The organism is Streptomyces sp. NPDC054796 (assembly GCF_053611545.1).
Genome location: NZ_JBSHAO010000036.1, coordinates 39,309 through 58,830, shown reverse-complemented (window position 1 = coordinate 58,830; position 19,522 = coordinate 39,309). Strand labels below are relative to the sequence as shown.

21 protein-coding genes and 1 other RNA gene are annotated in these 19,522 nt (G+C 71.0%); 13 read left to right on the top strand and 9 right to left on the bottom strand.

From position 1 onward, the window contains the following. Window positions 1–49: 49 nt before the first annotated feature. A complete protein-coding gene (locus ACWGJ2_RS26640; RefSeq protein WP_453348762.1) occupies window positions 50–1,489 on the top strand; it encodes an MFS transporter in 1,440 nt (479 codons plus the stop codon). Window positions 1,490–1,520: 31 nt separating this feature from the next. On the opposite strand, the gene eda is transcribed toward ACWGJ2_RS26640, so the two are convergent. The 3 genes from eda to ACWGJ2_RS26625 all read right to left on the bottom strand — a co-directional run bounded on the left by eda (window position 1,521) and on the right by ACWGJ2_RS26625 (window position 4,709). Next, window positions 1,521–2,144: a bifunctional 4-hydroxy-2-oxoglutarate aldolase/2-dehydro-3-deoxy-phosphogluconate aldolase gene (gene eda / locus ACWGJ2_RS26635; protein ID WP_453348761.1), complete on the bottom strand. Its 624-nt coding sequence runs from the start codon at window positions 2,142–2,144 to the stop codon at window positions 1,521–1,523. Window positions 2,145–2,258: 114 nt separating this feature from the next. Beyond that, window positions 2,259–3,056, bottom strand: a complete 798-nt coding sequence (gene yaaA, locus ACWGJ2_RS26630) for a peroxide stress protein YaaA (protein ID WP_453348760.1) — start codon at window positions 3,054–3,056, stop codon at window positions 2,259–2,261. A gap of 84 nt (window positions 3,057–3,140) precedes the next feature. Next, window positions 3,141–4,709 (bottom strand): FAD-binding oxidoreductase, encoded by a 1,569-nt coding sequence (locus tag ACWGJ2_RS26625; RefSeq protein WP_453348759.1) that lies wholly within the window; start codon window positions 4,707–4,709, stop codon window positions 3,141–3,143. Between the two features lie 233 nt (window positions 4,710–4,942). Between ACWGJ2_RS26625 and ACWGJ2_RS26620 the strand changes: the two genes are divergently transcribed. From ACWGJ2_RS26620 to ACWGJ2_RS26605, 4 genes are all read left to right on the top strand, one after another. Beyond that, window positions 4,943–5,821 carry a D-alanyl-D-alanine carboxypeptidase family protein gene (locus ACWGJ2_RS26620; protein ID WP_453348792.1) on the top strand — a complete coding sequence of 293 codons (879 nt, stop codon included), beginning with the start codon at window positions 4,943–4,945 and terminating at the stop codon, window positions 5,819–5,821. Between the two features lie 221 nt (window positions 5,822–6,042). After that, window positions 6,043–6,441 carry a DUF4234 domain-containing protein gene (locus ACWGJ2_RS26615; protein WP_453348758.1) on the top strand — a complete coding sequence of 133 codons (399 nt, stop codon included), beginning with the start codon at window positions 6,043–6,045 and terminating at the stop codon, window positions 6,439–6,441. Window positions 6,442–6,666: 225 nt separating this feature from the next. Continuing rightward, window positions 6,667–7,710, top strand: a complete 1,044-nt coding sequence (locus tag ACWGJ2_RS26610; RefSeq protein WP_453348757.1) for an acyl-CoA desaturase — start codon at window positions 6,667–6,669, stop codon at window positions 7,708–7,710. A gap of 259 nt (window positions 7,711–7,969) precedes the next feature. Beyond that, window positions 7,970–8,194 (top strand): hypothetical protein, encoded by a 225-nt coding sequence (locus ACWGJ2_RS26605; protein WP_453348756.1) that lies wholly within the window; start codon window positions 7,970–7,972, stop codon window positions 8,192–8,194. Window positions 8,195–8,289: 95 nt separating this feature from the next. Here the strand turns inward: ACWGJ2_RS26605 and ACWGJ2_RS26600 are convergent, their stop codons facing one another. Together ACWGJ2_RS26600 and ACWGJ2_RS26595 are read right to left on the bottom strand one after the other, a co-directional pair. Then, window positions 8,290–8,799, bottom strand: a complete 510-nt coding sequence (locus tag ACWGJ2_RS26600; RefSeq protein ID WP_453348755.1) for a GNAT family N-acetyltransferase — start codon at window positions 8,797–8,799, stop codon at window positions 8,290–8,292. Beyond that, window positions 8,790–10,028 carry an XRE family transcriptional regulator gene (locus ACWGJ2_RS26595; protein WP_453348754.1) on the bottom strand — a complete coding sequence of 413 codons (1,239 nt, stop codon included), beginning with the start codon at window positions 10,026–10,028 and terminating at the stop codon, window positions 8,790–8,792. The genes ACWGJ2_RS26600 and ACWGJ2_RS26595 overlap by 10 nt, the downstream gene beginning before the upstream one ends. Before the next feature lie 347 nt (window positions 10,029–10,375). Here ACWGJ2_RS26595 and ACWGJ2_RS26590 point away from each other — a divergent pair, with 347 nt between their 5' ends. The 5 genes from ACWGJ2_RS26590 (at window position 10,376) to ACWGJ2_RS26570 (ending at window position 12,640) form a co-directional block, all read left to right on the top strand. Further along, window positions 10,376–10,801 carry a hypothetical protein gene (locus ACWGJ2_RS26590; RefSeq protein ID WP_453348753.1) on the top strand — a complete coding sequence of 142 codons (426 nt, stop codon included), beginning with the start codon at window positions 10,376–10,378 and terminating at the stop codon, window positions 10,799–10,801. A 313-nt stretch (window positions 10,802–11,114) separates the two neighbouring features. Then, window positions 11,115–11,393 (top strand): hypothetical protein, encoded by a 279-nt coding sequence (locus tag ACWGJ2_RS26585; protein ID WP_453348752.1) that lies wholly within the window; start codon window positions 11,115–11,117, stop codon window positions 11,391–11,393. Next, the gene (locus ACWGJ2_RS26580) at window positions 11,390–11,575 is read left to right on the top strand and encodes a hypothetical protein (RefSeq protein WP_453346971.1); all 186 of its coding nucleotides are present in this window, start codon (window positions 11,390–11,392) and stop codon (window positions 11,573–11,575) included. The genes ACWGJ2_RS26585 and ACWGJ2_RS26580 overlap by 4 nt, the downstream gene beginning before the upstream one ends. Window positions 11,576–11,592: 17 nt before the next feature. Beyond that, on the top strand, window positions 11,593–12,081 hold the full coding sequence (locus tag ACWGJ2_RS26575; RefSeq protein WP_453348751.1) for a hypothetical protein: 489 nt from the start codon (window positions 11,593–11,595) through the stop codon (window positions 12,079–12,081). 151 nt (window positions 12,082–12,232) lie between these two features. After that, window positions 12,233–12,640 carry a hypothetical protein gene (locus ACWGJ2_RS26570; protein ID WP_453348750.1) on the top strand — a complete coding sequence of 136 codons (408 nt, stop codon included), beginning with the start codon at window positions 12,233–12,235 and terminating at the stop codon, window positions 12,638–12,640. A 264-nt stretch (window positions 12,641–12,904) separates the two neighbouring features. On the opposite strand, the gene rnpB is transcribed toward ACWGJ2_RS26570, so the two are convergent. After that, window positions 12,905–13,308: RNase P RNA component class A (gene rnpB, locus ACWGJ2_RS26565), an RNA gene on the bottom strand. A gap of 218 nt (window positions 13,309–13,526) precedes the next feature. Between rnpB and ACWGJ2_RS26560 the strand changes: the two genes are divergently transcribed. After that, the gene (locus ACWGJ2_RS26560) at window positions 13,527–14,483 is read left to right on the top strand and encodes a bile acid:sodium symporter family protein (protein WP_453348749.1); all 957 of its coding nucleotides are present in this window, start codon (window positions 13,527–13,529) and stop codon (window positions 14,481–14,483) included. On the opposite strand, the gene ACWGJ2_RS26555 is transcribed toward ACWGJ2_RS26560, so the two are convergent. After that, a complete protein-coding gene (locus tag ACWGJ2_RS26555) occupies window positions 14,383–15,594 on the bottom strand; it encodes a lactate 2-monooxygenase (protein ID WP_453348748.1) in 1,212 nt (403 codons plus the stop codon). The genes ACWGJ2_RS26560 and ACWGJ2_RS26555 overlap by 101 nt on opposite strands. A 76-nt stretch (window positions 15,595–15,670) precedes the next feature. Continuing rightward, window positions 15,671–16,054, bottom strand: coding sequence for a MerR family transcriptional regulator (locus ACWGJ2_RS26550; RefSeq protein WP_453348791.1), 384 nt, complete (start codon window positions 16,052–16,054; stop codon window positions 15,671–15,673). Between the two features lie 63 nt (window positions 16,055–16,117). On the opposite strand from ACWGJ2_RS26550, the gene ACWGJ2_RS26545 reads away from it, so the two are divergent. Continuing rightward, window positions 16,118–16,843 (top strand): SDR family oxidoreductase, encoded by a 726-nt coding sequence (locus tag ACWGJ2_RS26545; protein ID WP_453348747.1) that lies wholly within the window; start codon window positions 16,118–16,120, stop codon window positions 16,841–16,843. A 97-nt stretch (window positions 16,844–16,940) separates the two neighbouring features. On the opposite strand, the gene ACWGJ2_RS26540 is transcribed toward ACWGJ2_RS26545, so the two are convergent. Continuing rightward, window positions 16,941–17,777, bottom strand: coding sequence for an SDR family oxidoreductase (locus ACWGJ2_RS26540; RefSeq protein ID WP_453348746.1), 837 nt, complete (start codon window positions 17,775–17,777; stop codon window positions 16,941–16,943). Between the two features lie 109 nt (window positions 17,778–17,886). On the opposite strand from ACWGJ2_RS26540, the gene ACWGJ2_RS26535 reads away from it, so the two are divergent. After that, the gene (locus ACWGJ2_RS26535; RefSeq protein ID WP_453348745.1) at window positions 17,887–19,518 is read left to right on the top strand and encodes an alkaline phosphatase D family protein; all 1,632 of its coding nucleotides are present in this window, start codon (window positions 17,887–17,889) and stop codon (window positions 19,516–19,518) included. Window positions 19,519–19,522 lie beyond the last annotated feature (4 nt).

Sequence of the window (19,522 nt, the reverse complement as noted above, 5' to 3'; positions counted from 1 at the left end):
CTCGTTGTCCTGTCGTCCTCCTGAGCCGCACTCATCGGAGCGTGCAGTCATGGACATGCCAGCAGCATCCGCGTCCCCCGCCCCCTCCGCGACGCCGGGCGGCAACCGTCGCAAGGTCGCGCTCGCAGCGGCGGCGGCCTCCGCCGTCGAGTGGTACGACTACTTCATCTTCGGCATCGCCGCTGCCCTCGTGCTCGGCGACGAGTTCTTCCCCTCCAGCAGCCCCGTCGCGGGCGTGCTGGCGGCGTTCGCCACGTTCGCCGTCGGCTTCCTCGCCCGTCCCATCGGCGGCGTCATCGCGGGCCACCTCGGCGACAAGCGCGGGCGCAAGCCGATGCTGGTGCTCGCGCTGACCACCATGGGCCTGGCCACCCTCGCCATCGGCCTGCTCCCCTCCTACGGCACGATCGGTCTGGCCGCGCCCGTGCTGCTGGTCGTCCTGCGCATCGTGCAGGGGCTCGCCGTCGGTGCCCAGTGGGGCGGCGCGATGCTCATGGCGACGGAGTACGCGCCCGAGGGGAAGCGCGGGCTGTACGGGAGCCTCGTCCAACTCGGCGTCCCCATCGGCGTGGTGACCGCCAACGTCGCCTTCCTCCTCGCCGAGAGCGCCACCGGCGACGACGCGTTCACGTCGTGGGGCTGGCGCATCCCGTTCGCCGTCGGCGTCCTCGTGCTCGGCCTCGCCTGGTACATCCACCACCGGGTCGAGGAGACGCCCGAGTTCCGCGCCGCCGAGCGCGAACTCGCGGAGCGCGAGCGGCGCGAGAAGAGCGCCGCTGGAGGGGACGGGACGGGCGAGGATGCGGGGGAGCGGCGTTCGCCGCTGCGCGCGATACTCGGCGGCCACCTCGGCACCGTCTTCCTCGCGGGCGGCTCCTTCGCCGTCAACACCGCGACGTTCTACATCCTCATCACCGGCGTGCTCGACTACACGACCCGTGAACTCGACATGGAGCGCGGCTCGGTGCTGATGGTCTCGCTGCTCGTCAGCCTGACGCAGTTCGCCCTGATCCCGGCCGCCGCCGCGTTCTCCGACCGCGTGGGACGCCTGCCCGTCTACGCGGCGGGCGCGGTCGGCCTCCTGGTGTGGGCCGTGCCGATGTTCCTGCTCATCGACACCACCTCGCTGTGGCTGCTGGCGGTGGGCACCTTCGTCACGAGCTGCTTCCTCAGCATCATGTACGGGCCCCAAGCGGCCCTGTTCGCCGAGCTGTTCACGGCCGAGATGCGCTATACGGGCGCTTCGCTCGGCTACCAGATCAGCGCGGTCGTCGGCGGCGGTCTCGCGCCGTTCCTCATGGTGCTGCTGCTGGAGGTGAGCGGGACGTCGATGGCCGTCTCCGGCTACATCATGGTCCTCGCGGTGATCGCGCTCGGCTCCATCGCCGTGCTGGCCCGCAGGGCGCGCGAGCGCGCACGTGCGGGCGGAGACGAGGGTGAGGGCGGGGACGGCGAGCCGCGTGCCGAGGCGGCGGGCGGCGCGCGCTGACCGTCGGAGCTCGGAGCCCTTGCGGCCGGGGTCAGTCGCGCAGTGCGGCGGCCTCGGCGGCGAGGCGCTGGACGCGGTCCCAGTCCTTCGTGTCCAGCGCCTCCGCCGGAAGCATCCAAGTGCCGCCCACGCAGCCGACGTTGGGCAGTCGCAGATACTCGGCCGCCTTCGCCGCGTCCACCCCGCCCGTGGGGCAGAAGCGGGCGCGGGGGAGGGGCGAGGAGAGCGACTTGAGATAGGCGGTGCCGCCGGCGGCCTCGGCCGGGAAGAACTTCATCTCCGTCACGCCGCGCTCCAGCAGCGCCACGACCTCCGACGTCGTGGAGACCCCCGGCAGGAACGGGACGCCCGAGCCGCGCATCGACTCCAGCAGCGTGTCCGTCCAGCCGGGGCTGACGAGGAAGCGCGAGCCCGCCTCCACGGCCGTGCGCACCTGCTCCGGCGTGATCACGGTCCCGGCGCCGACGACGGCCTCCGGCACCTCGGCCGCGATGGCCTCGATCGCGCGCGGCGCGGCCTCGGTCCGCAGCGTCACCTCGATCGCGGGCAGCCCGCCCGCGACCAGCGCTCGCGCGAGCGGCACGGCGTCGGCGGCGTCGTCGATCACGACGACGGGGATGACGGGAGCGAGATCGAGCACGGAGACGGAGGTCATGCGCTCAGTCTGCCCCGAGGAGGCATGTATTGCAACGATCGTTGCGTACAGTGCAACGTCGCACAGGAGGTGGGTGCCCGGCTGTCCCGCTCGCGGCTACGGCGTCGCCTCCGGCTACAGCTCCGTGACGATCACGTCGAGCCCCGTCGGCCGTCCCGCCTTCGCGGGGAGCGCGGGCTCGACGGTGTGGCCCAGGTCCCGTAGCGCGTCGGTCAGTTCGGCGGGGGAGGCGGGGTCTGCGCCCGCCTCCAGGAGGGCCCGTACGATGCGGCCCTTGGTCGCCTTGTTGAAGTGGCTGACGACGGACCGCTTCTCGACCCCGTCCACCGTCTTCGACTGGAGCACCCGCACCGTCGTCGTGCGCCCGGCGACCTCGCCCTTCGGCTTCCACATGGCCGCGTACGCCGTCGAGCGCAGGTCCAGGACGAGGCCCTTGCCCGCCACGTCGGGCAGCACGGACTCCAGCGGGCCGCGCCAGTACGCGCCGAGGGCGCCGAGCCCCGGGAGCTTCACGCCGCCCGAGCAGCGGTAGGAGGGGATGCGGTCCTTGACGCCGACCGCGCCCCACAGCCCGGAGAAGACCAGCAGTGAGCGCGCCGCGCGCTTCTTCGCCGCCGGGCTCAGGGTCGCCAGGCCGAGCGCGTCGTAGAGGACGCCCGTGTAGATCTCGCCCGCCGGGCGTGCCGGTGCCTCGCGGAGCCCGGCGTTCTTGGCGACCTCGTCCCGCTGCCCCTCGCTCAGGCCCAGCACCTCGCGGGCCTTCTCCTCGTCGCCGGAGCACAGCGTGACCAGCTCGTCCAGCACCGTCTCCCGCGCCCCGGTCAGCCTGGGCAGCGACAGCTCCCCCAGGTCCAGGGGGCGCCCCCTTCCTCCCGTGGCCTTTCCCTCGGACGGCGGCAACAGCACGAGCACGGTCGGTCTCCTTGATCGGCACTTCGGCGGACGGTACCCGCAGCCTACGGGCGCTCCCGCGCGCACTGTCGGACGGCTTGCGGGTCAGACGGCCTGCGGATAGGTGAAGAGCCGGTCCGGGTCGTAGGCGGACTTCACCTTCGCGAGGCGGGCCGCGTTCGCGCCGTAGTAGGCGGAGCGCCAGTTCTTGAGGGAAGGGTCCGTGTAGTTCTGGTACGCCTGGCCGCTCGCCCATGGGCGCATCGCCTCGTGGGTGCCGTCGAGCCAGCCGCGGTGCCGGGCGACGGTCGCGGAGGAGGCCGCGTCGGGCCAGGAGACGAGGTACTGGGCGAGGAACAGCGCGTCGCGGTGCACGAAGGCCGTGGCCGCCGGGTCCACCCTGTTGACCGCGCCGCCGAGCGCGTCGAAGGCGACGCTCCCCGCGCCGCCGCCCGTCAGCCCGGCCAGGCGCTCGACCCGCTTGAGCAGGGCCTTGATCCCGGCGGCCGGGATGCGGCGGGTGTAGAAGTCCGAGCGCGCCGCGTACGACTCGCGCGCCACCTTTCCCCGCGCGGTGCGTCCGGGCAGGGTGCCGCGCTGGTGCGCCTGGGCGAGGGACCAGCCGGAGACGCCGCCCATCACCTTCATCGCGTCCATGAACGGGCGCGTGCGCACGGAGAGGGAGGAGGCCGGGGCGCCGATCCGGTCGGCGAGGCGGTCGAGGCGGTTCTCGATGTCCCTGCGGCCGCCCAGCGTCAGCCCGCCCACGCTCACCCGCCCAGGGCGCCCGCCCGCGGGGGCCGAGAGGTGGAGGTTGGCCCAGATCTCGTCGGGTGCTGCCGGGGCCCAGCGCTGCCACTCGCGCAGTACGGCGGCGGCCCGCGACCAGGGCCAGTCGAGGAAGAACGTGGTGCAGGACGGTGCCTCGTGCGTACGGAAGCGCAGCGAGGTGACCACGCCGAAATTGGCGTTGCCCGCGCCGCGCAGGGCCCAGAAGAGACCGGGGTCGGCGCCGGGCTCCGCTGAGACGTCGCGGATCTTGCCGTCGGCGGTGACGACGCGCGCCCCGGTGAGGCTGTCGGAGGTCAGCCCGTAGGCGCGGGCCACGACGCCGACGCCGCCGCCGAGCGTGAGCCCGGAGACGCCGACGGTGGGGCACGAACCGGCCGGTATGGTGCGCCTGCGCGCCGTCAGCCTGTCGTACACGTCGATGAGCTTGGCCCCCGCGCCGACGGTCGCCGTGCCGCCCGACGCCTTGACCGACGCCATCCGCTGCACGTCGACGACCAGGCCCTTGCCGGTGGACCAGCCCGCGTAGGAGTGGCCGCCGCTGCGTATCGCCACGGGTATGCCGTGGCGGCGGGCGAAGGCGAGGCACTCGCGCACGTCCTGGGGCGTCGCGCAGTAGGCGACGCCGGAGGGGCGGGCCGCGTCGAAGCGGGGGTTGAACAGCAGGCGGGCCGTGGCGTAGTCGTGGTCGCCGGGGCGTACGAGGGTGCCGTCCAGGCCGTGGGCCAGTGCGTTCCAGGCGGTGGCCGTGGCGCCGGAGCGTGGGCCTGACCGGGTGGCCGCCCACCCCGATCCCGTACCCGTGCCCGTGGCGAGGCCCGCCACCGTGAGTCCGGCGCCCAGCCGCAGAAGCGAGCGGCGTCCCGGCAGCGATGCCTGGTTCATCCCTGGTGTCCCCTTTGTAGTGCTCTGTTGTCCTGTGCGTGGCCGGTCCGGCAGTCACGAGGACGGGGCGGCGGACGGGGAGGTTGCCGCTTTACGAAATCCTTTACCGGGGCCGTACAACCATTCCCATTGCCGCACGGTCTCCTGAACGCATTTCTGTCGTTCCAGCGAACAACACGGAGCACTGAGTGAGAGTCATATCCAAGGGGGCCCGCAGGGCGGGCGCGGTCGCGATGACGGCAGGGGCGGTGCTGGCGGCGGGACCGCTGGCGGCTCCGGCCCACGCGGCGTCGGGCCCGTCCGGCATCAAGGCCAAGGGCGCCTTCCTGCTGGACAGCGGCGCCAACAAGAAGCTGTGGAGCAAGGGCGCCGACACCAAGCGCCAGATGGCCAGCACCACCAAGATCATGACGGCCGCTGTCGTCGTCAGCACCAAGAACGCGAACCTCGACCGCAAGATCACCGTGAAGAAGGCGTACCGCGACTACGTCGCCAAGTGGGGCGCCAGCACGGCCGATCTGCGCACGGGCGACAAGCTGACCGCGCGTCAGCTCCTGTACGGGCTCCTCCTGCCGTCCGGCTGCGACGCCGCGTACGCGCTGGCCGACGCCTACGGCACCGGCAGCACCACGGCGGCCCGCACGAAGTCGTTCATCTCGAAGATGAACAAGAAGGCCGCCGACCTCGGCATGAAGAACACCAAGTTCGACTCCTTCGACGGCATCTCGAAGGGCGGGAAGAACTACTCGACCCCGCGCGACATGGCCAAGCTGGGCCGCTACGCACTGGGCAGCAGCAACATCCGCAAGGTGGCGAAGTCCACGAAGGGTGTGGAGAAGGCCACCAACGGCCGGACGTACACCTGGTACAACACGAACAAGCTGCTCGGTTCGTACAAGGGTGTCATCGGCATCAAGACCGGTACCGGTACGTCGGCCGGGCCCTGCCTGGTCTTCGCGGCGACGCGGGACAGCCGTACCGTCGTCGGCGTGATCCTCAACAGCGCCGACCGCTACCCGGACGCGACGAAGATGCTGGACTGGGCCTTCAAGAAGAAGACCGCTTCCAAGGTCACTCTGCGCCAGCTCCCGGCGGGCGCGCAGCGGGACTGATCCTTCTCCGTCGGCCCTGTGTCACCTGGCCCGGCCCGGCCCGTCGCTGACGGGCCGGGCCGCTTCATGCGGTGCGGAGCCGGACCCGTCTGAACGGCGCCCGAAAGGGGCCACGGCGTTAAACTTGAACCCGTACATGGTGATTCCGCCGGAATCGCGCATCGCCGCTTCCGGCCGTGCCTTCGCGATGCGGACCGTTCCCGGGCTCTGAAGGAGTCCTCATGCAAGGTCGTGCCGGAAAACCCCGCAACATCTTCCTCGTATGGCTGGTCTGGCCCCTGATCACCCTCGGGGTCTACTACTTCGTCTGGTACTACAAGATCAACCGTGAGGCCCGCGAACTCGACGCGCGTATCGAGGTGAATCCGGCCGGGGCGCTGCTGACGCAGATCCTGGGGTGGATCGTCATCGTGCCCCCGTTCGTGTCCGTCTACCGCACGGGGCAGCGCATCGGGCAGATGCAGCGCGCCTCGGGACGCGCGGAGACCTGCAACCCGTGGATCGGCTTCGTCCTCATGTTCGTGGCGGGGCTCCAGTCGCTCTACTACCAGCACGAGCTGAACCAGGTCTGGTCCCAGTACGGCGATCCGCCGGAGGGGACCGAGGTCCCGGTCAAGTAGCCGGAACGGGCGGGGCGGTTCGCCGCGCCGCCCCGCGTCCCTCGCGCCGCCCCGCGTCCCCGCGTCCCCCGCGCCCCCGTGCCTGTCCGGGGGTGTGAGGGGGCGTGACTTGTCAGCCGGGTGAGGGAAGAGGACCTTCCGGCTGCGCTCCGGCTACGTAGAGCCCTTGCTTACCCGTCAGTAAAGTCCGGCTCACGCGCACCGTCGCGACCGAGGAGGACTCTCATGGCACAGACGGGAACGGCGGCCGGACCCGACGCGGCCTGGGGTGAACGGATGGGGACGGCCGACCGCGTCGTCGTGGGCGTCTTCGTCGGCATCCCCTTCGTCGCGGTGATCGTCTCCGTGGCCGTGCTGTGGGGCTGGGGTGTGACCTGGCACGATCTGGTGATCGGCGCGGTGATGTACGCGATCACCATGCACGGCATCACCATCGGCTACCACCGGCTGTTCACGCACAAGGCGTTCAAGGCCGCACGCCCGCTGAAGATCGCGCTCGCCGTGGCCGGGACGATGGCCGTCGAAGGCGACGCGATCACCTGGTGCGCCGACCACCGCCGCCACCACCAGTACGCGGACCAGCCAGGCGACCCGCACTCGCCCTGGCGGTTCGGCACCTCCGTACGCGCGCTGCTCAAGGGCATGGTGTGGGCGCACGTGGGGTGGACCTTCAACAACGAGAAGACCAACCAGCGCAAGTACGTCCCCGACCTCCTCGCGGACCGCGACCTGGTCAGGGTGGGCCGGTGGCAGCCGCTGATCGTCCTCCTCTCCTACGGTGCCCCCGCCGTGGCGGGCGGGCTGTGGGGCGGCGGAGCGGGGGCGGGTGCGGGCGCGGGGGCCGGTGTGTGGGACGCGGGTGCGGCGTGGTCGGCGTTCTTCTGGGCCGGGCTGGTACGGGTGGGACTTCTCCACCACGTCACGTGGTCCATCAACTCCATCTGCCACATCAGCGGTTCGCGCCCCTTCCGCTCCCGTGACCGCTCAGGGAACGTGTGGTGGCTGGCCCCGCTGTCCGGGGGCGAGTCCTGGCACAACCTCCACCACGCCGACCCGACCTCGGCGCGGCACGGGGTGCTGCGCGGCCAGATCGACTCCAGTGCGCGGCTGATCCGGCTCTTCGAGATGGCGGGGTGGGCGCGGGACGTGCGGTGGCCGAACGAACGGCGGCTCGCGGCGCGGGCGGCGTCGGGGCCGGGGTCGGGGTCGGGGTCGGAGGGTTCACCGGGTTCGCCGGATGTCCGGGACAGGGCACGGACAGGGCGCTGACCAGCCCGGACAGGGCAGCCCCTGTCCGGGACAACCGTCGGGTCTGGAGTGCGAACGGCTTCCCCTGCACCGTCGAGTGCGTCGGAAAGACCGCACACCAGAATCCGAGGGGGATTCATGTCACGGCACACACGGGGGCCCGGCACCACCACCATCACGCTCCACCCGGCCAACGTCTCGGGGCAGGGGCTGCACCCCGGCTGAGCAGGGGGTACATGATCAGGATGCGGACAGCCCGCGCCTGCTGCACGGTGGAGACATGCCTCCACCAGTGATCGTCTACCCGCCCGATCCGGAGGGCGGACGGCGTGTACGTGCCGACGGCCGGATCCTCGGCCGCGCGTTCAGCATCTACGACCTGATGGGGCTGCTGGAGGGCATCGGCTTCGGCCCGGCGGCGGAAGCCTTCGAGGACCCCGCCGTCTTCGAATGGCGCGGCGGCGGCCCCTACACGTGGGAGCCCCGGGCCGACGCGGGCGCGTGACGCGTGACGCGTTCCGCGTCGGCCCGGCGGGGCGCCGGGGGGCCTGGCGGGGAGAACCGGTCCCTCGGGTGGAACCGGTCCGTGAGGGGACCGGCTCACAGCCTCACGTCATGCACCATGACCGCATAAGGCGGAGCGTCAGCCACCTGTTCCACCTCGCCTCTCCGCGTGTAGCCCCATTTCTCGTACATCGCCTGCACGCGAGGCTTCCTTTCCTCCACCAGCAGGGTCACGAAGTCGACGTCCTGGGTGTCGAGCAGCGCGTCGTGAAGCAGCCGGGCGAGGCCCTTTCCCCGCCACTGCGGGGTGACCAACAGCTCCGACAGCCCCAGGATCTTCCCCCGAACGCCTTCGGGGCGACTCGCTCCCTTCCACCACCCACCCGGTTTGAACTTCGAGCCGTAGGCATATCCCACCGGAGTGCCGCCCTCCCACCCTGACACGCACTGCCAGTCCTCCCGTGCCGACCATCGGTCCACGTACCCGGAGAAGCGCTCCCGGGAGTGGAACGGGTCCGTGCTGTCGGAGTACGCCTCGTCGTGGAGGTCGAGCAGCAGAGAGCGGATGTCTCGTGCGTCAGCGTGTGTGTGGTATTTCAGCTCCATTGGCGGGACTCCTCGATCCAGTCGGTCACCTCGGGTGCCTTCGAGCTATGACCTGCAATCACCTCGCGAGTACGGGCCAGTGTGGAGATGGTCCGCTTTGAACCCGAGCCGGGTAGCAGCAGATCGTGTGCGCGTGTGCCCGTCGCACAGGCGAGTTCCAGTTCCCCCTGCCGGGCCTGGGCCAGCGCCAGATGCGCGGTGAACAGTCCCTTGTCACGGACCTTGCTGCCGGGAATGGCGGCTAGCGTGTGATGAAGGCGGGACTCGGCCCGATCGTGTTTTCCGAGCGCTGTCCACACGTACGACGACAACGCATCAAATTCCGCGGCGTCATAGAATCCGATCCATCCGGGGTGCTTGTCGTCACCGGCTCGACCGAACGCTTTCTCCGCCAGGCTCAGGGCGCGCAGGGCCTCCGTGGGCTGCTGGATCCGGGCCAGGGCGTTGGCGCTGCGCATGTAACCCAGCGACGCGAAGAGCGGATCACGCCGGGCAGCGGCAGAACGCTTCATGACGTCCGCTGAAGCGGCGGCTTCGGCGTGGTTCTCCCGCATGCTGGAGTTGAGCATCAGTTGATCCCAGACCCGGTAGACCGCCTGTGCGTCACGGGAGAGACCTGCGAAGGTCAGCGCCCGCTCCAGGTGTGGGCGGGCACGCTGTGGTGCTTTTGCGTCCAGTGCGGCGAAGGCCGCTGTGCATGTCACGTCGGACGCCAGCCGATAGAAGTGGCGGCGGACGCTGTCCGACCCGGCGTCCGCGAATGCGGACTCGATCCGGGTCGCCAGTTCCACGGCCTGGTTCTCGACCGGCCGCGACCCGCCGATGGTCCGTTCGCTGCGGAGAATCCGCCGGTAATCCAGTTCAAGGCGGCCGACGTCGGACATGCCGAGCCTCGGGGCCGCTACGGTGCCGGACGCCACAGCCACAGCGGCGCCGCTGGTGGAGGTGAGAAACCTACGACGATGCACAGGGTCGTCCTTACTTCTCTTGCTCCGGGGGACGAACCCTAAGTTCTGTGACGATGCCTGCAGAACCTTCTCAGCACACAATCTGATCCGGTCCTGGGGCCACTTCGTATCGCCACGTAGCCAGCGGCGGATATCCGCATCGGTCAGGCACCCTGTGCGACCGGTCAGCAACTCGATCTCGACGTTGATTCGACGCGCTAGCTCTGCCTGTGAGTAACCCAGTTGATTGATGCGTGCTTCCAGCCTGGCGTTCGCGTACACCCCTGAAACGGTAGCCGCGGCTGACTATGTGCTAACAGTCGCAAGGTAAAAATCACCGGGGTCGCGCCATCCAGCATGCTCTGTTCCACCTGTCCGTCCACTTCTGTGAGCCGTTGACTAGGCATGTGACTTGCCGCAGTTGGCGAGGTGAGCGACGTCGCGGAGTGAGCGTGTTCCGCGCAGCCGTCGCAGTGCCTGCCCGAAGGTCCCGCCATCGCTCACCGTTCCCCGTGTCCGCGCTGTCCGCACCGCTGCGGACAGCGCGGACACGGTACGTCCATGCCTGCGCGAGCACATGGGAAACGCTACTCCTACGAGCGGTCACGCTCAGCTACAGGGAGAAAACCTTGAAACCGCAAACCGCCACACAGTGGGCCCCACCCACCGGGGTGGCCGCCGAGTTGCTGCCCGCCGGGGTGTTTTGGGATGCGGCCGTCGTCCCCGTGTATCTGGGGGATCGGGTGCTGGCGCGGCTCGGGCGGGAGTCGGGGGCGGTGATCCGTGATCCGTACGGGAACCGTCTGACGTGGCTGGTGCCGCCTGGCGCGACGCGGGGTTGGGTGATTCCCGAGACCTCGTGGGTGCAACTGCTCAGCACCACGCAGTACCTCACGATCCCGCCCGCCTGGTGCACCCGTTCCATGTCCCCCCACTGGTTACGAGGGTGGGCGGAGCACGGGCTCACCGACGCGCGGCTGCTGTACGTGGTGCTCGACGCCGTGATCCGCGCCGAGCACGGGCCCCGCGAGCACGAGAGCGGGGCCGGATGGTGAGCGCGCGCTGTGTCCGTTGCCGTCAGCGGCCGGGCGCGGTGGAGATCTACGTCGTGTCCGCCGGGGACGCGGCAGCCCCGCGCACTGTTCCGGTGAAGCTCTGCGACGACTGTGCGCGGCGGGCTGCCGAGTGCTGTTTCCGCTGCCGCAAGGCACCCGGCACACAGACCGTCCTCGACCTGTACTCGGGTGATGAGCGGGGTGCGAGCCCGCAGACACGTACGCGCACTGTTCCGGTGAAGGTGTGTGACGGGTGTGCGGCCGACATCGCCGCCGAGGACGAGACTCGCGCCGCGAGGCCGGGGGCGGAGCGGTGACCGGCCGCACGTGCGAGGTGGAGGGCGGCGGTCACGTGGGCCCCGTCGTGCGCTACCTGGCCACAGCGCGCTATCCATGGCACGAGCCGGTGTGGCTCTGCCCCCTCCACGGCGCCTACCTCCCCCTCGCCGCGATCCGCGCCGAGGTCACGGGGGAGACCGTGGCCCGTGCCATCACCGTCTTCACCGGCGCGGGCAAACGCCGCACCGACGACACCGAGCCGCAGCCGGATGCCGAATCACCGCCCACCCTGCGCGTGGTGCGCACACCGTGACCGGAGTCTGTGCCCGGTGCGGCTGCTGGACGGCAGAGGGCCGCATCGTCCAGTGGCACGGCCCGGAACAGCCCGTCCTGGCCTGCCCCCTGTGCCCGCCGGGGCGGCGCGAGCAGATCGCCTCTATCACCGTCCTCGCCGCACTCATCGTCACCCTCGTCTACGTCACCGCCACCCGCTGAACCCCCGGAGTAGCCCTGTGCCCCGTGATCACACCGTTCTCATCCCCGCCGATCCCGAAGACGTCTTCTACGACCCCCACGGCTGGGCCGACACGGCGGGCTTCCCCGTCGCCGTCCTCGAGGGCCAGCAAGCGCGTTTCGTGATGCGCCGCATCCAGGACCGGGCCGTACGCCTCATGTACGAGCTGCCACAGGGCCCCGTCTTCCTCACCAGCTACCCGCGCCCGATGCCGCGAGGCCAGGTCATCGAGATCATGGAAGGCAACCTCGCCACCCTCCTCACCGCCCACGCCTGCCACCCCCTGTGCCTCCGCGAGAAGGGCGAACGCATCACGGTGAACGGCGAAACCCGCGACTGCGTGTCCACACTGCTCGCGCCCCGCCACTGGTGGCACGCCCGTCACACCCGCATCGGCAAGGCACTGCAACACGAGGGACGCACCGTCATCCTCACCGCACCCCTCGTCGGCGGACGCACCCTCCAACTGGCCACCGTCGAACCCTGATCGCCCGGCCTCTGGGGAACCGTCGGCAGCGGTCCAGGGGACGGGTGGACGGGCCCCGGGCGCACCCGCATCCGGTCTCCTTGGCGACCGGATGCGCCCCCGCACGCCCCCTAGATTGAGGGCGCCACCGACACATGAGAAAGAGTCATAAATGCGCATTGACCGGTTCCAGGCCATGGCTCTCGACGCCTACCGCGCAGCTCCCGAGATCGCGTCCGCCGAGCTGTGGGAGGACGGCACCAGGCGTCCGCACGGTATCGAGCTGACGGTAGCCGGGCGGACGGTCCGGCACGCGATCACCCGGGTCCGTACGCCTGGCGAGGACATGGGGCAGCCCGAGACGACCCCGGTCGAGGGCACTCCTCCGGCTCCGGTCGAGCCGCGCCCCATGCCCGGCGGAGGCCGTGACCGGCAGACCGCGGAGTATCTCGCGGCCGTGCTCGCGGGCACCGCACATCCGGAGCTGGCGTGCGTCTACGCGTACGGCAAGAAGAGCCAGAACGCCGGACTCGGTGTCGAGTTCCACAGCGGCGCGAAGATCCACATGCTGCTGGTGTGACCTGGGGGACGAGTCCTCTTCACGCAGGAGGCGCTCATGCACGGACGATCCGACCCGTACGAATGCGGCTACTCGAACTGCTCCTACTGCGGGGCCGGAGTGTCAGTGGAGCCGGGTGAGCCCGCGCCGAACCACCAGGAGACGGGCACGAACCGTCAGTGTCCCGGAGTCGGCTCCGCAACCATCGGGTGACCCCGGACGCCCGGTTGCCCGTGTTCCCGGTCGCGGACAGGGGCCCCGTGCCAGGGCCCGTGTGAGGTGGGGCGGACGAGTCGGCCATGTACGCCGGGTTCTGTCTCCCCGGAGCCTCGCGGCGCCGGGGGAGGCGGCCATCCATCTAGGGCCGGTGTTGCCACCGGCCTCGTGCGGTCTACCCGCGGACTCGGGCGAGCAGCCCTCGGACATCCGCGCAGGGCCGTCAGCCGACGGCCCCTCTTGACCTTGCTCCGGATGGGGTTTACCTAGCCGCCCAGGTCACCCTGGGCGCTGGTGGTCTCTTACACCACCGTTTCACCCTTACCGGGAGCCTCGCGGCCCCGGCGGTCTGTTTTCTGTGGCACTGTCCCGCGGGTCACCCCGGGTGGGCGTTACCCACCATCCTGCTCTGTGGAGCCCGGACGTTCCTCGGCGGGATCCTGGGACCCCGACGCGACCGCCCGGCCGGCTCGTCCGCCGTGCCGTCCATCCTACCCGCGGCCCCCTGCCCGCGATCACCCACGCCGGGCCGCCCCGGACAAGGGCGCCGCCCCGGACGAGGAAGCCCGGCCCGGCCACGCCCGCCCCGGCCGCGCAGCGCCCGGACACACCCCGTACCGGCGAACCGCCCAGCGCGAAGCGACCCCGCACGGATGTGGACTCCTGGCACCCGTGCCCCCACCCTGACCCCGTGGACTCGCCCTTCGTGACCGTCCTGCTCCCCGCCGTGCTCGCCGTCGTGATGCTCGGGCTCGGGCTCAGCCTCACCGTCGCCGACTTCCGGCGCGTACGGGAGTACCCGCGTACCGTCGTCGCCGCGCTGGCGTGCCAGCTCGTGCTGCTGCCCCTCGTGTGCTTCGGGCTCGTGAGCGTCCTCGGGCTCGCGCCCGCGCTCGCCGTCGGCATGCTGCTGCTCGCCGCCTCGCCCGGCGGCACCATGGCGAACCTCTTCAGCCACCTCTTCGGCGGCGACGTCGCCCTCAACATCACGCTCACCGCCGTCAACTCGGTGCTCGCCGTGTTCACGCTGCCCGTCGTCGTCAACCTCGGGCTGGACCACTTCGCGCCCGGCGGCGACGGCACCGGCACCGGCACGGTCGGGCTGCGGTTCGAGAAGACGGCGCAGGTGTTCCTGCTCGTGCTGGTACCCGTCGCGACCGGCATGTACGTGCGGGCCAGGCGCCCCCGCTTCGCCGAAGCCGCCGAGCGCCCCGTGAAGGCCGTCTCGCTGGTGATCGTCGCGGGGATCATCCTGGGCGCCGTCGCCGCGGAAGCGGAGAACATCGGCGGTTACCTCGCCGACGTCGGTCTCGCCGTCGCCGCGTTCGGCACGGTCTCGCTCGCGACGGGCTACGCGGCGGCCCGCCTGGTGAGCGCCGGGCACCGGCAGGCCGTCGCCTGCTGCATGGAGATCGGCATGCACAACACCACCCTCTCCCTCACCATCGCGCTGAGCCCCGCCCTGCTCGACAGCACCGAGATGGCCGTGCCCAGCGCCGTCTACGGTATCCAGATCTACTTCCTCGCCGCGGCGGCCGGGCTGCTGCTCAGACGGGCCGGGCGGGCCGGGCGGGACGGGCGGGTTGCTGACGCAGCGAGTCAGGGGACAGTTCGCCCGGCGTCCGGTGACCCGAAAGACCCAGGGTGAGGTCCAGGTCCGCGAGCAGGCTGCGCAGCACGTGCCGCACCCCCTCCTCGCCGCCGTGCGCCAGCCCGTACGCGTACGGGCGGCCGACGAGCACGGCCCGCGCCCCCAGGGCGAGGGCCTTGAGGACGTCGGAGCCGGTGCGGACGCCGGAGTCGAAGAGCACCTCCGTACGGTCGCCGACGGCCTCGGCCACCTCGGGCAGCATGTCGAGGGAAGCGGCGGCGCCGTCGACCTGGCGGCCACCGTGGTTGGAGACGATCACCCCGTCCATGCCCGCGTCCACGGCGCGGCGTGCGTCGTCCGGGTGCTGGACGCCCTTGACCGCGATCGGCCCGTCCCAGTGCTCCCGCAGGAAGGACAGCCGCTCCCACGACCTGTCCGTGCCCGTGAACATCGGCACCCAGCGCAGCACCGCCGCGATCAGGTCCTCCTCGGGAGGCTGCGCGAGCCCGGCGCGGAAGGCGGGGTCGGAGAAGGGGATGGCCGTGCCGACGCCCCGGATGAAGGGGAGGTAGGACTGGTCGAGGTCCTGGGGCCGCCAGGCGAGGGTCCAGGTGTCGAGGGTGACGACGAGGGTGGTGAAGCCCGCGCGGCGGGCGCGGTCGAGGATGCTGAGGCAGACATCGTCGTCGTTCGGCCAGTAGAGCTGGAACCAGCGCGGCGCGTCCGGGCCGTTCGCCTCCGCCACCTGCTCGACGGTGTACGAGGAGGCCGTCGAGAGCACCATCGGGACGCCGAGGGAGGCCGCTGCACGCGCGGTGGCCAGCTCGCCGTCCGGGTGCACGATCGACTGGACGCCCACCGGGGCCAGCAGCACAGGCGCGGGCATGTCCGTGCCCAGGACGCGGGTGCGCAGGTCGCGGGCCGTCGCGTCGCGCAGCATGCGCGGGACGAGGCGGTGGCGTTCGAACGCCTCGCGGTTGGCGCGGTGGGTGGCGCCCGAGCCCGCGGACCCGGCGACGTAGCCGAAGGCGCCGGGGTCGAGCCGCTCGCGCGCGGAGGCGCCGAGCGCGGTCAGGTCGGTGGTGAACGGCGGCAGGTGCCCGTCGAGGCCGTTGAGGTAGATGTCGTTCTGGTAGTTGCCGAAGTTCACCGGCGACGGCTCGCTCATCGGTGTCCGTGCCCCCTGTTCCCGTCTCGTCGTATGCGGCCAGCCGGGCCATTTTCCGGGTGCGGGTGCGCGGCGGCTACGGCAGGGGGTGACGGGTTTCGCTGTGGTGGTGGCCGGTGGCGGCGGTGGTGGCGGCGGTGATGAGCTGGTCGAGCCGGTGGAGGGTGTGGGCCATCTCCTCGACTCTCGCCGCGAGGCGGTCCCGTTCGACGCCGAGCATGCGACGCTGTGCGGCGCTGGGGCTGCCGTTGTTCACACAGGGCAGCAGTGCCGCGATGGCACGGCTGCTGAGGCCGGCCGCGTAGAACCGCTGGAACAGGCACACCACCTCGACGGTGTCCTCGGTGTAGCGGCGCTGTCCCGACGGTGTGCGCTCGGGGCTCAGCAAGCCCTGCTCCTCGTAGTAGCGCAGCGCGCGCACGCTCACGCCGGCCCGCTGAGCCAGCTCTCCGATCTTCATCGCCACTTTTCTTCCTTCCCGCACTTGACCCTCACGTCGACGTGAGGTTCTAGCGTAGCGAGCGTGAACATTCGAGATGAGATCGCGCTGGTCACAGGCGCGAACAGGGGTATCGGGCACAGCTTCGTCACCGAGTTGCGGCGCAGGGGCGTCAAGAAGATCTACGCGGCAGCGCGCCGCCCTGAGACCGTCCCGCAGATTCCCGGTGTCGTCCCGCTGGAGCTGGACGTCACCGATGACGCGTCCGTCGCCCGGGCCGCGGCCACGGCCGGAGACACGACACTGCTCGTCAACAACGCCGGGGTCTCGACCTTCGCCCGGCTCACCGACGGCGCGGAGCGGGACATCCGGCTGGAGATGGAGACCAACTTCTTCGGCACCCTGCGCATGGTGCGTGCCTTCGCGCCGGTCCTGGGCGCCCATGGCGGCGGTGCCGTGCTGAACGTGCTGTCCGTCATGGCGTGGATGGCGTACGAGCACTCCAACAGCTACGGCGCTTCCAAGGCCGCGGCCTGGGCGCTGACCAACGGCATCCGGTACGAACTCGCCGGTCAGGGCACCCAGGTCACGGCGTTGGCCATGGCGAGCGTCGACACCGACATGATGGCCGCTATCGAGGACGAGAAGTCGGACCCGGACACGATCGCCCGTGCGGCCCTGGACGGCCTTGAGGCCGGTTCCCTCGAAGTGCTGGCCGACGGGCGGACGGCCCAGTGGAAGTCACGGCTCGGCGAGGACCCGGCCCTGCTGTATCCGCAACTGTCCGCACGTCCCGCGGCCAAGCCGTAAGCCCACGCCGTCCCCCGGGGCCGTACGGGACACCCCGTCCGGTCCCGGGCCCGCCCGCCCGCACCCGTCCCCGTCCCCGTCCCCGCCCGACGTCGCGCTAGCCGCGCCCGATGTACGGCATCGCCGTCGCCATCACCGTCGCGAACTGCACATTCGCGCCCAGCGGCAGTTCCGCCATGTGCAGCACCGTCCGGGCGACGTCCGCCGTGTCCATCAGCGGTTCCGGCGCGGTCGTGCCGTCGGCCTGGAGGATGCCCTTGCCCATGCGGTCCGTCATGTCGGTGGCTGCGTTGCCGATGTCGAGCTGGCCGCAGGCGATGCCGTACGGGCGCCCGTCGAGGGAGAGGGACTTGGTCAGACCGGTCAGCGCGTGCTTCGTCGCCGTGTACGCGACGGAGTGGGGGCGCGGCACGTGGGCGGAGAGCGAGCCGTTGTTGATGATCCGGCCGCCCTGGGGCGACTGCTCCTTCATGGTCCGGAACGCGGCCTGGGCGCAGAGGAAGGCGCCGGTGAGGTTGACGTCGACCACGCCGCGCCAGTCCTCGTACGTCAGCTCGTCGACGGGCACGGCGGGCCCGAAGCGGCCCGCGTTGTTGAAGAGGAGGTCCAGGCGGCCGTGGCGCTCGCGCACGGCGTCGAAGAGCGCGGTGACCTCGTCGGGCCGGGTCACGTCGGCCCGTACGACGGAGGTGGACGTGGACGAGGCCCGCGCCGCCCGCTCCGTACGCGCCGCCCGATCCGCCCGCTCCGTACGCGCCGCCAGGTCCGCCGTCTCCTCCAGCGCACCCGTCCTGCGGCCCGCCAGCGCGACGTGCCAGCCGGCCCCCGCCAGCGCCAGGGCCACCGCGCGGCCGATGCCCGAGCCCGCGCCCGTGACCAGCGCGGTCCTGGGGGAGCGCGCGTCGTTCAACAAACCGTTGACCTCTGTCGTCATGCGCGCAGGGTACGTGATGCCCGACCGCGGGCCCGCCGCCATCGGATGGTCATGTTCGTGACGCGTACCCGACAGCGATTCGCCCACCGCGCTCGCTGCACTCGGATGTATGACGCAGCCTTTGAGCGCAGACAGTGAACTGCGGGCCGCTGCCCGCCACTTGGGGCGACGGCGATTCGTGACCGCGACGGGTGCCGCCGTCGCACTCGCTCTCGGCACGAACCTTCCCAATACCGCCCACGCTGTGACGACACTCGATCCCATGAGAATCGAAAAGAACCCCTTCAGACTGGGTGTCGCCTCTGGAGATCCGCTTCCCGACTCGGTCGTCCTGTGGACCCGACTCGCACCCGAGCCGTACGTCGCGGGCAGCGGCCTGCCCGCCGAGCCCGTCACCGTCACGTGGGAACTGGCCCTCGACGAGCAGTTCACACGCGGCGTGACCAGCGGCGACGTCACCGCGCACCCGGAGTTCAACCACGCGGTGCACGTCGTGCCCGAGGGCCTCGAACCGGCCACCCGGTACTACTACCGCTTCACCGTAGGCGAGTGGACCAGCCCCACCGGCCGCACCCGCACCGCGCCCGCCGCCGACGCCGACCCGGGCACGCTGCGCTTCGCGCTCGTGTCCTGCCAGGCGTACCACGACGGCTACTTCACGGCCTACAAGCACCTCGCCGAGGAGGAGAACCTCGACGCGGTGCTGCACCTCGGCGACTACCTGTACGAGTACGCCGTCGACGCGAAGGGCGGCGACCGCAACGACGCCGACCTCAAGCTGCCCTCCCGGTTCAACAAGGAGACGGTGACCCTGGAGGACTACCGCCTGCGGTATGCCCTCTACCACTCGGACCCCGACCTCCAGGCCGCCCACGCTGCCCACCCCTGGATCGGCACCTGGGACGACCACGAGGTCGAGAACAACTACGCGGCCGACATCCCCGAGGACGGCTCGTCCTCCGAGAAGTTCCTCGTCCGCCGCGCCGCCGCCTACCGCGCGTACTACGAGAACCTGCCGCTGCGCCCGCCCCAGCAGCCCGACGGCGCCGACCTCCAGCTCTACCGGCGCCTCCGCTACGGACGGCTGGCGCAGCTCGACATCCTCGACAGCCGCCAGTACCGCGACAACCAGTCCAACGGCGACGGCTGGAAGGTGCCCACCGACGACACCAACCGGCCCGAGCGCACTCTCCTCGGCACCACCCAGGAGCGCTGGCTCGCCGCCGGCTGGCAGGAGTCGGGCGCGGTGTGGAACATCGTGCCGCAGCAGGTCGTCTTCTCCCGCCGCCGCAACAGCACCACCAGCCCGTACCCGCTCTCCATGGACGCCTGGGACGGCTACCCGGCGGCGCGCGAGCGGTTCAAGGAGGCGCTGAACGCGGCGGGCGTCGAGAACCTGGTCGTGCTCACGGGTGACGTGCACGTCCACTACGCGCTCGACATCAAGGAGGACTTCGACGACACCGCCTCGCGCACCCTCGGCGTCGAGATCGTCACCACCTCCATCGCCAGCGGCGGCAACGGCGCGGACAAGCCCGCCAACTGGAGCACCTTCATGAAGGCCAACCCGCACCTGAAGTTCTACAACGGGCGGCGCGGCTACGTGCTCCTCACCCTCGACGAGCAGCAGTTGCGCGCCGACTACCGCACGGTCTCCGCGGTGACGACGCCCGGCGCGCCCGTCACCACGGCCGCCTCGTTCGTCTCGAAGGCGGGGGAGCCCGGACTGAAGTCCGTGTAAGCCG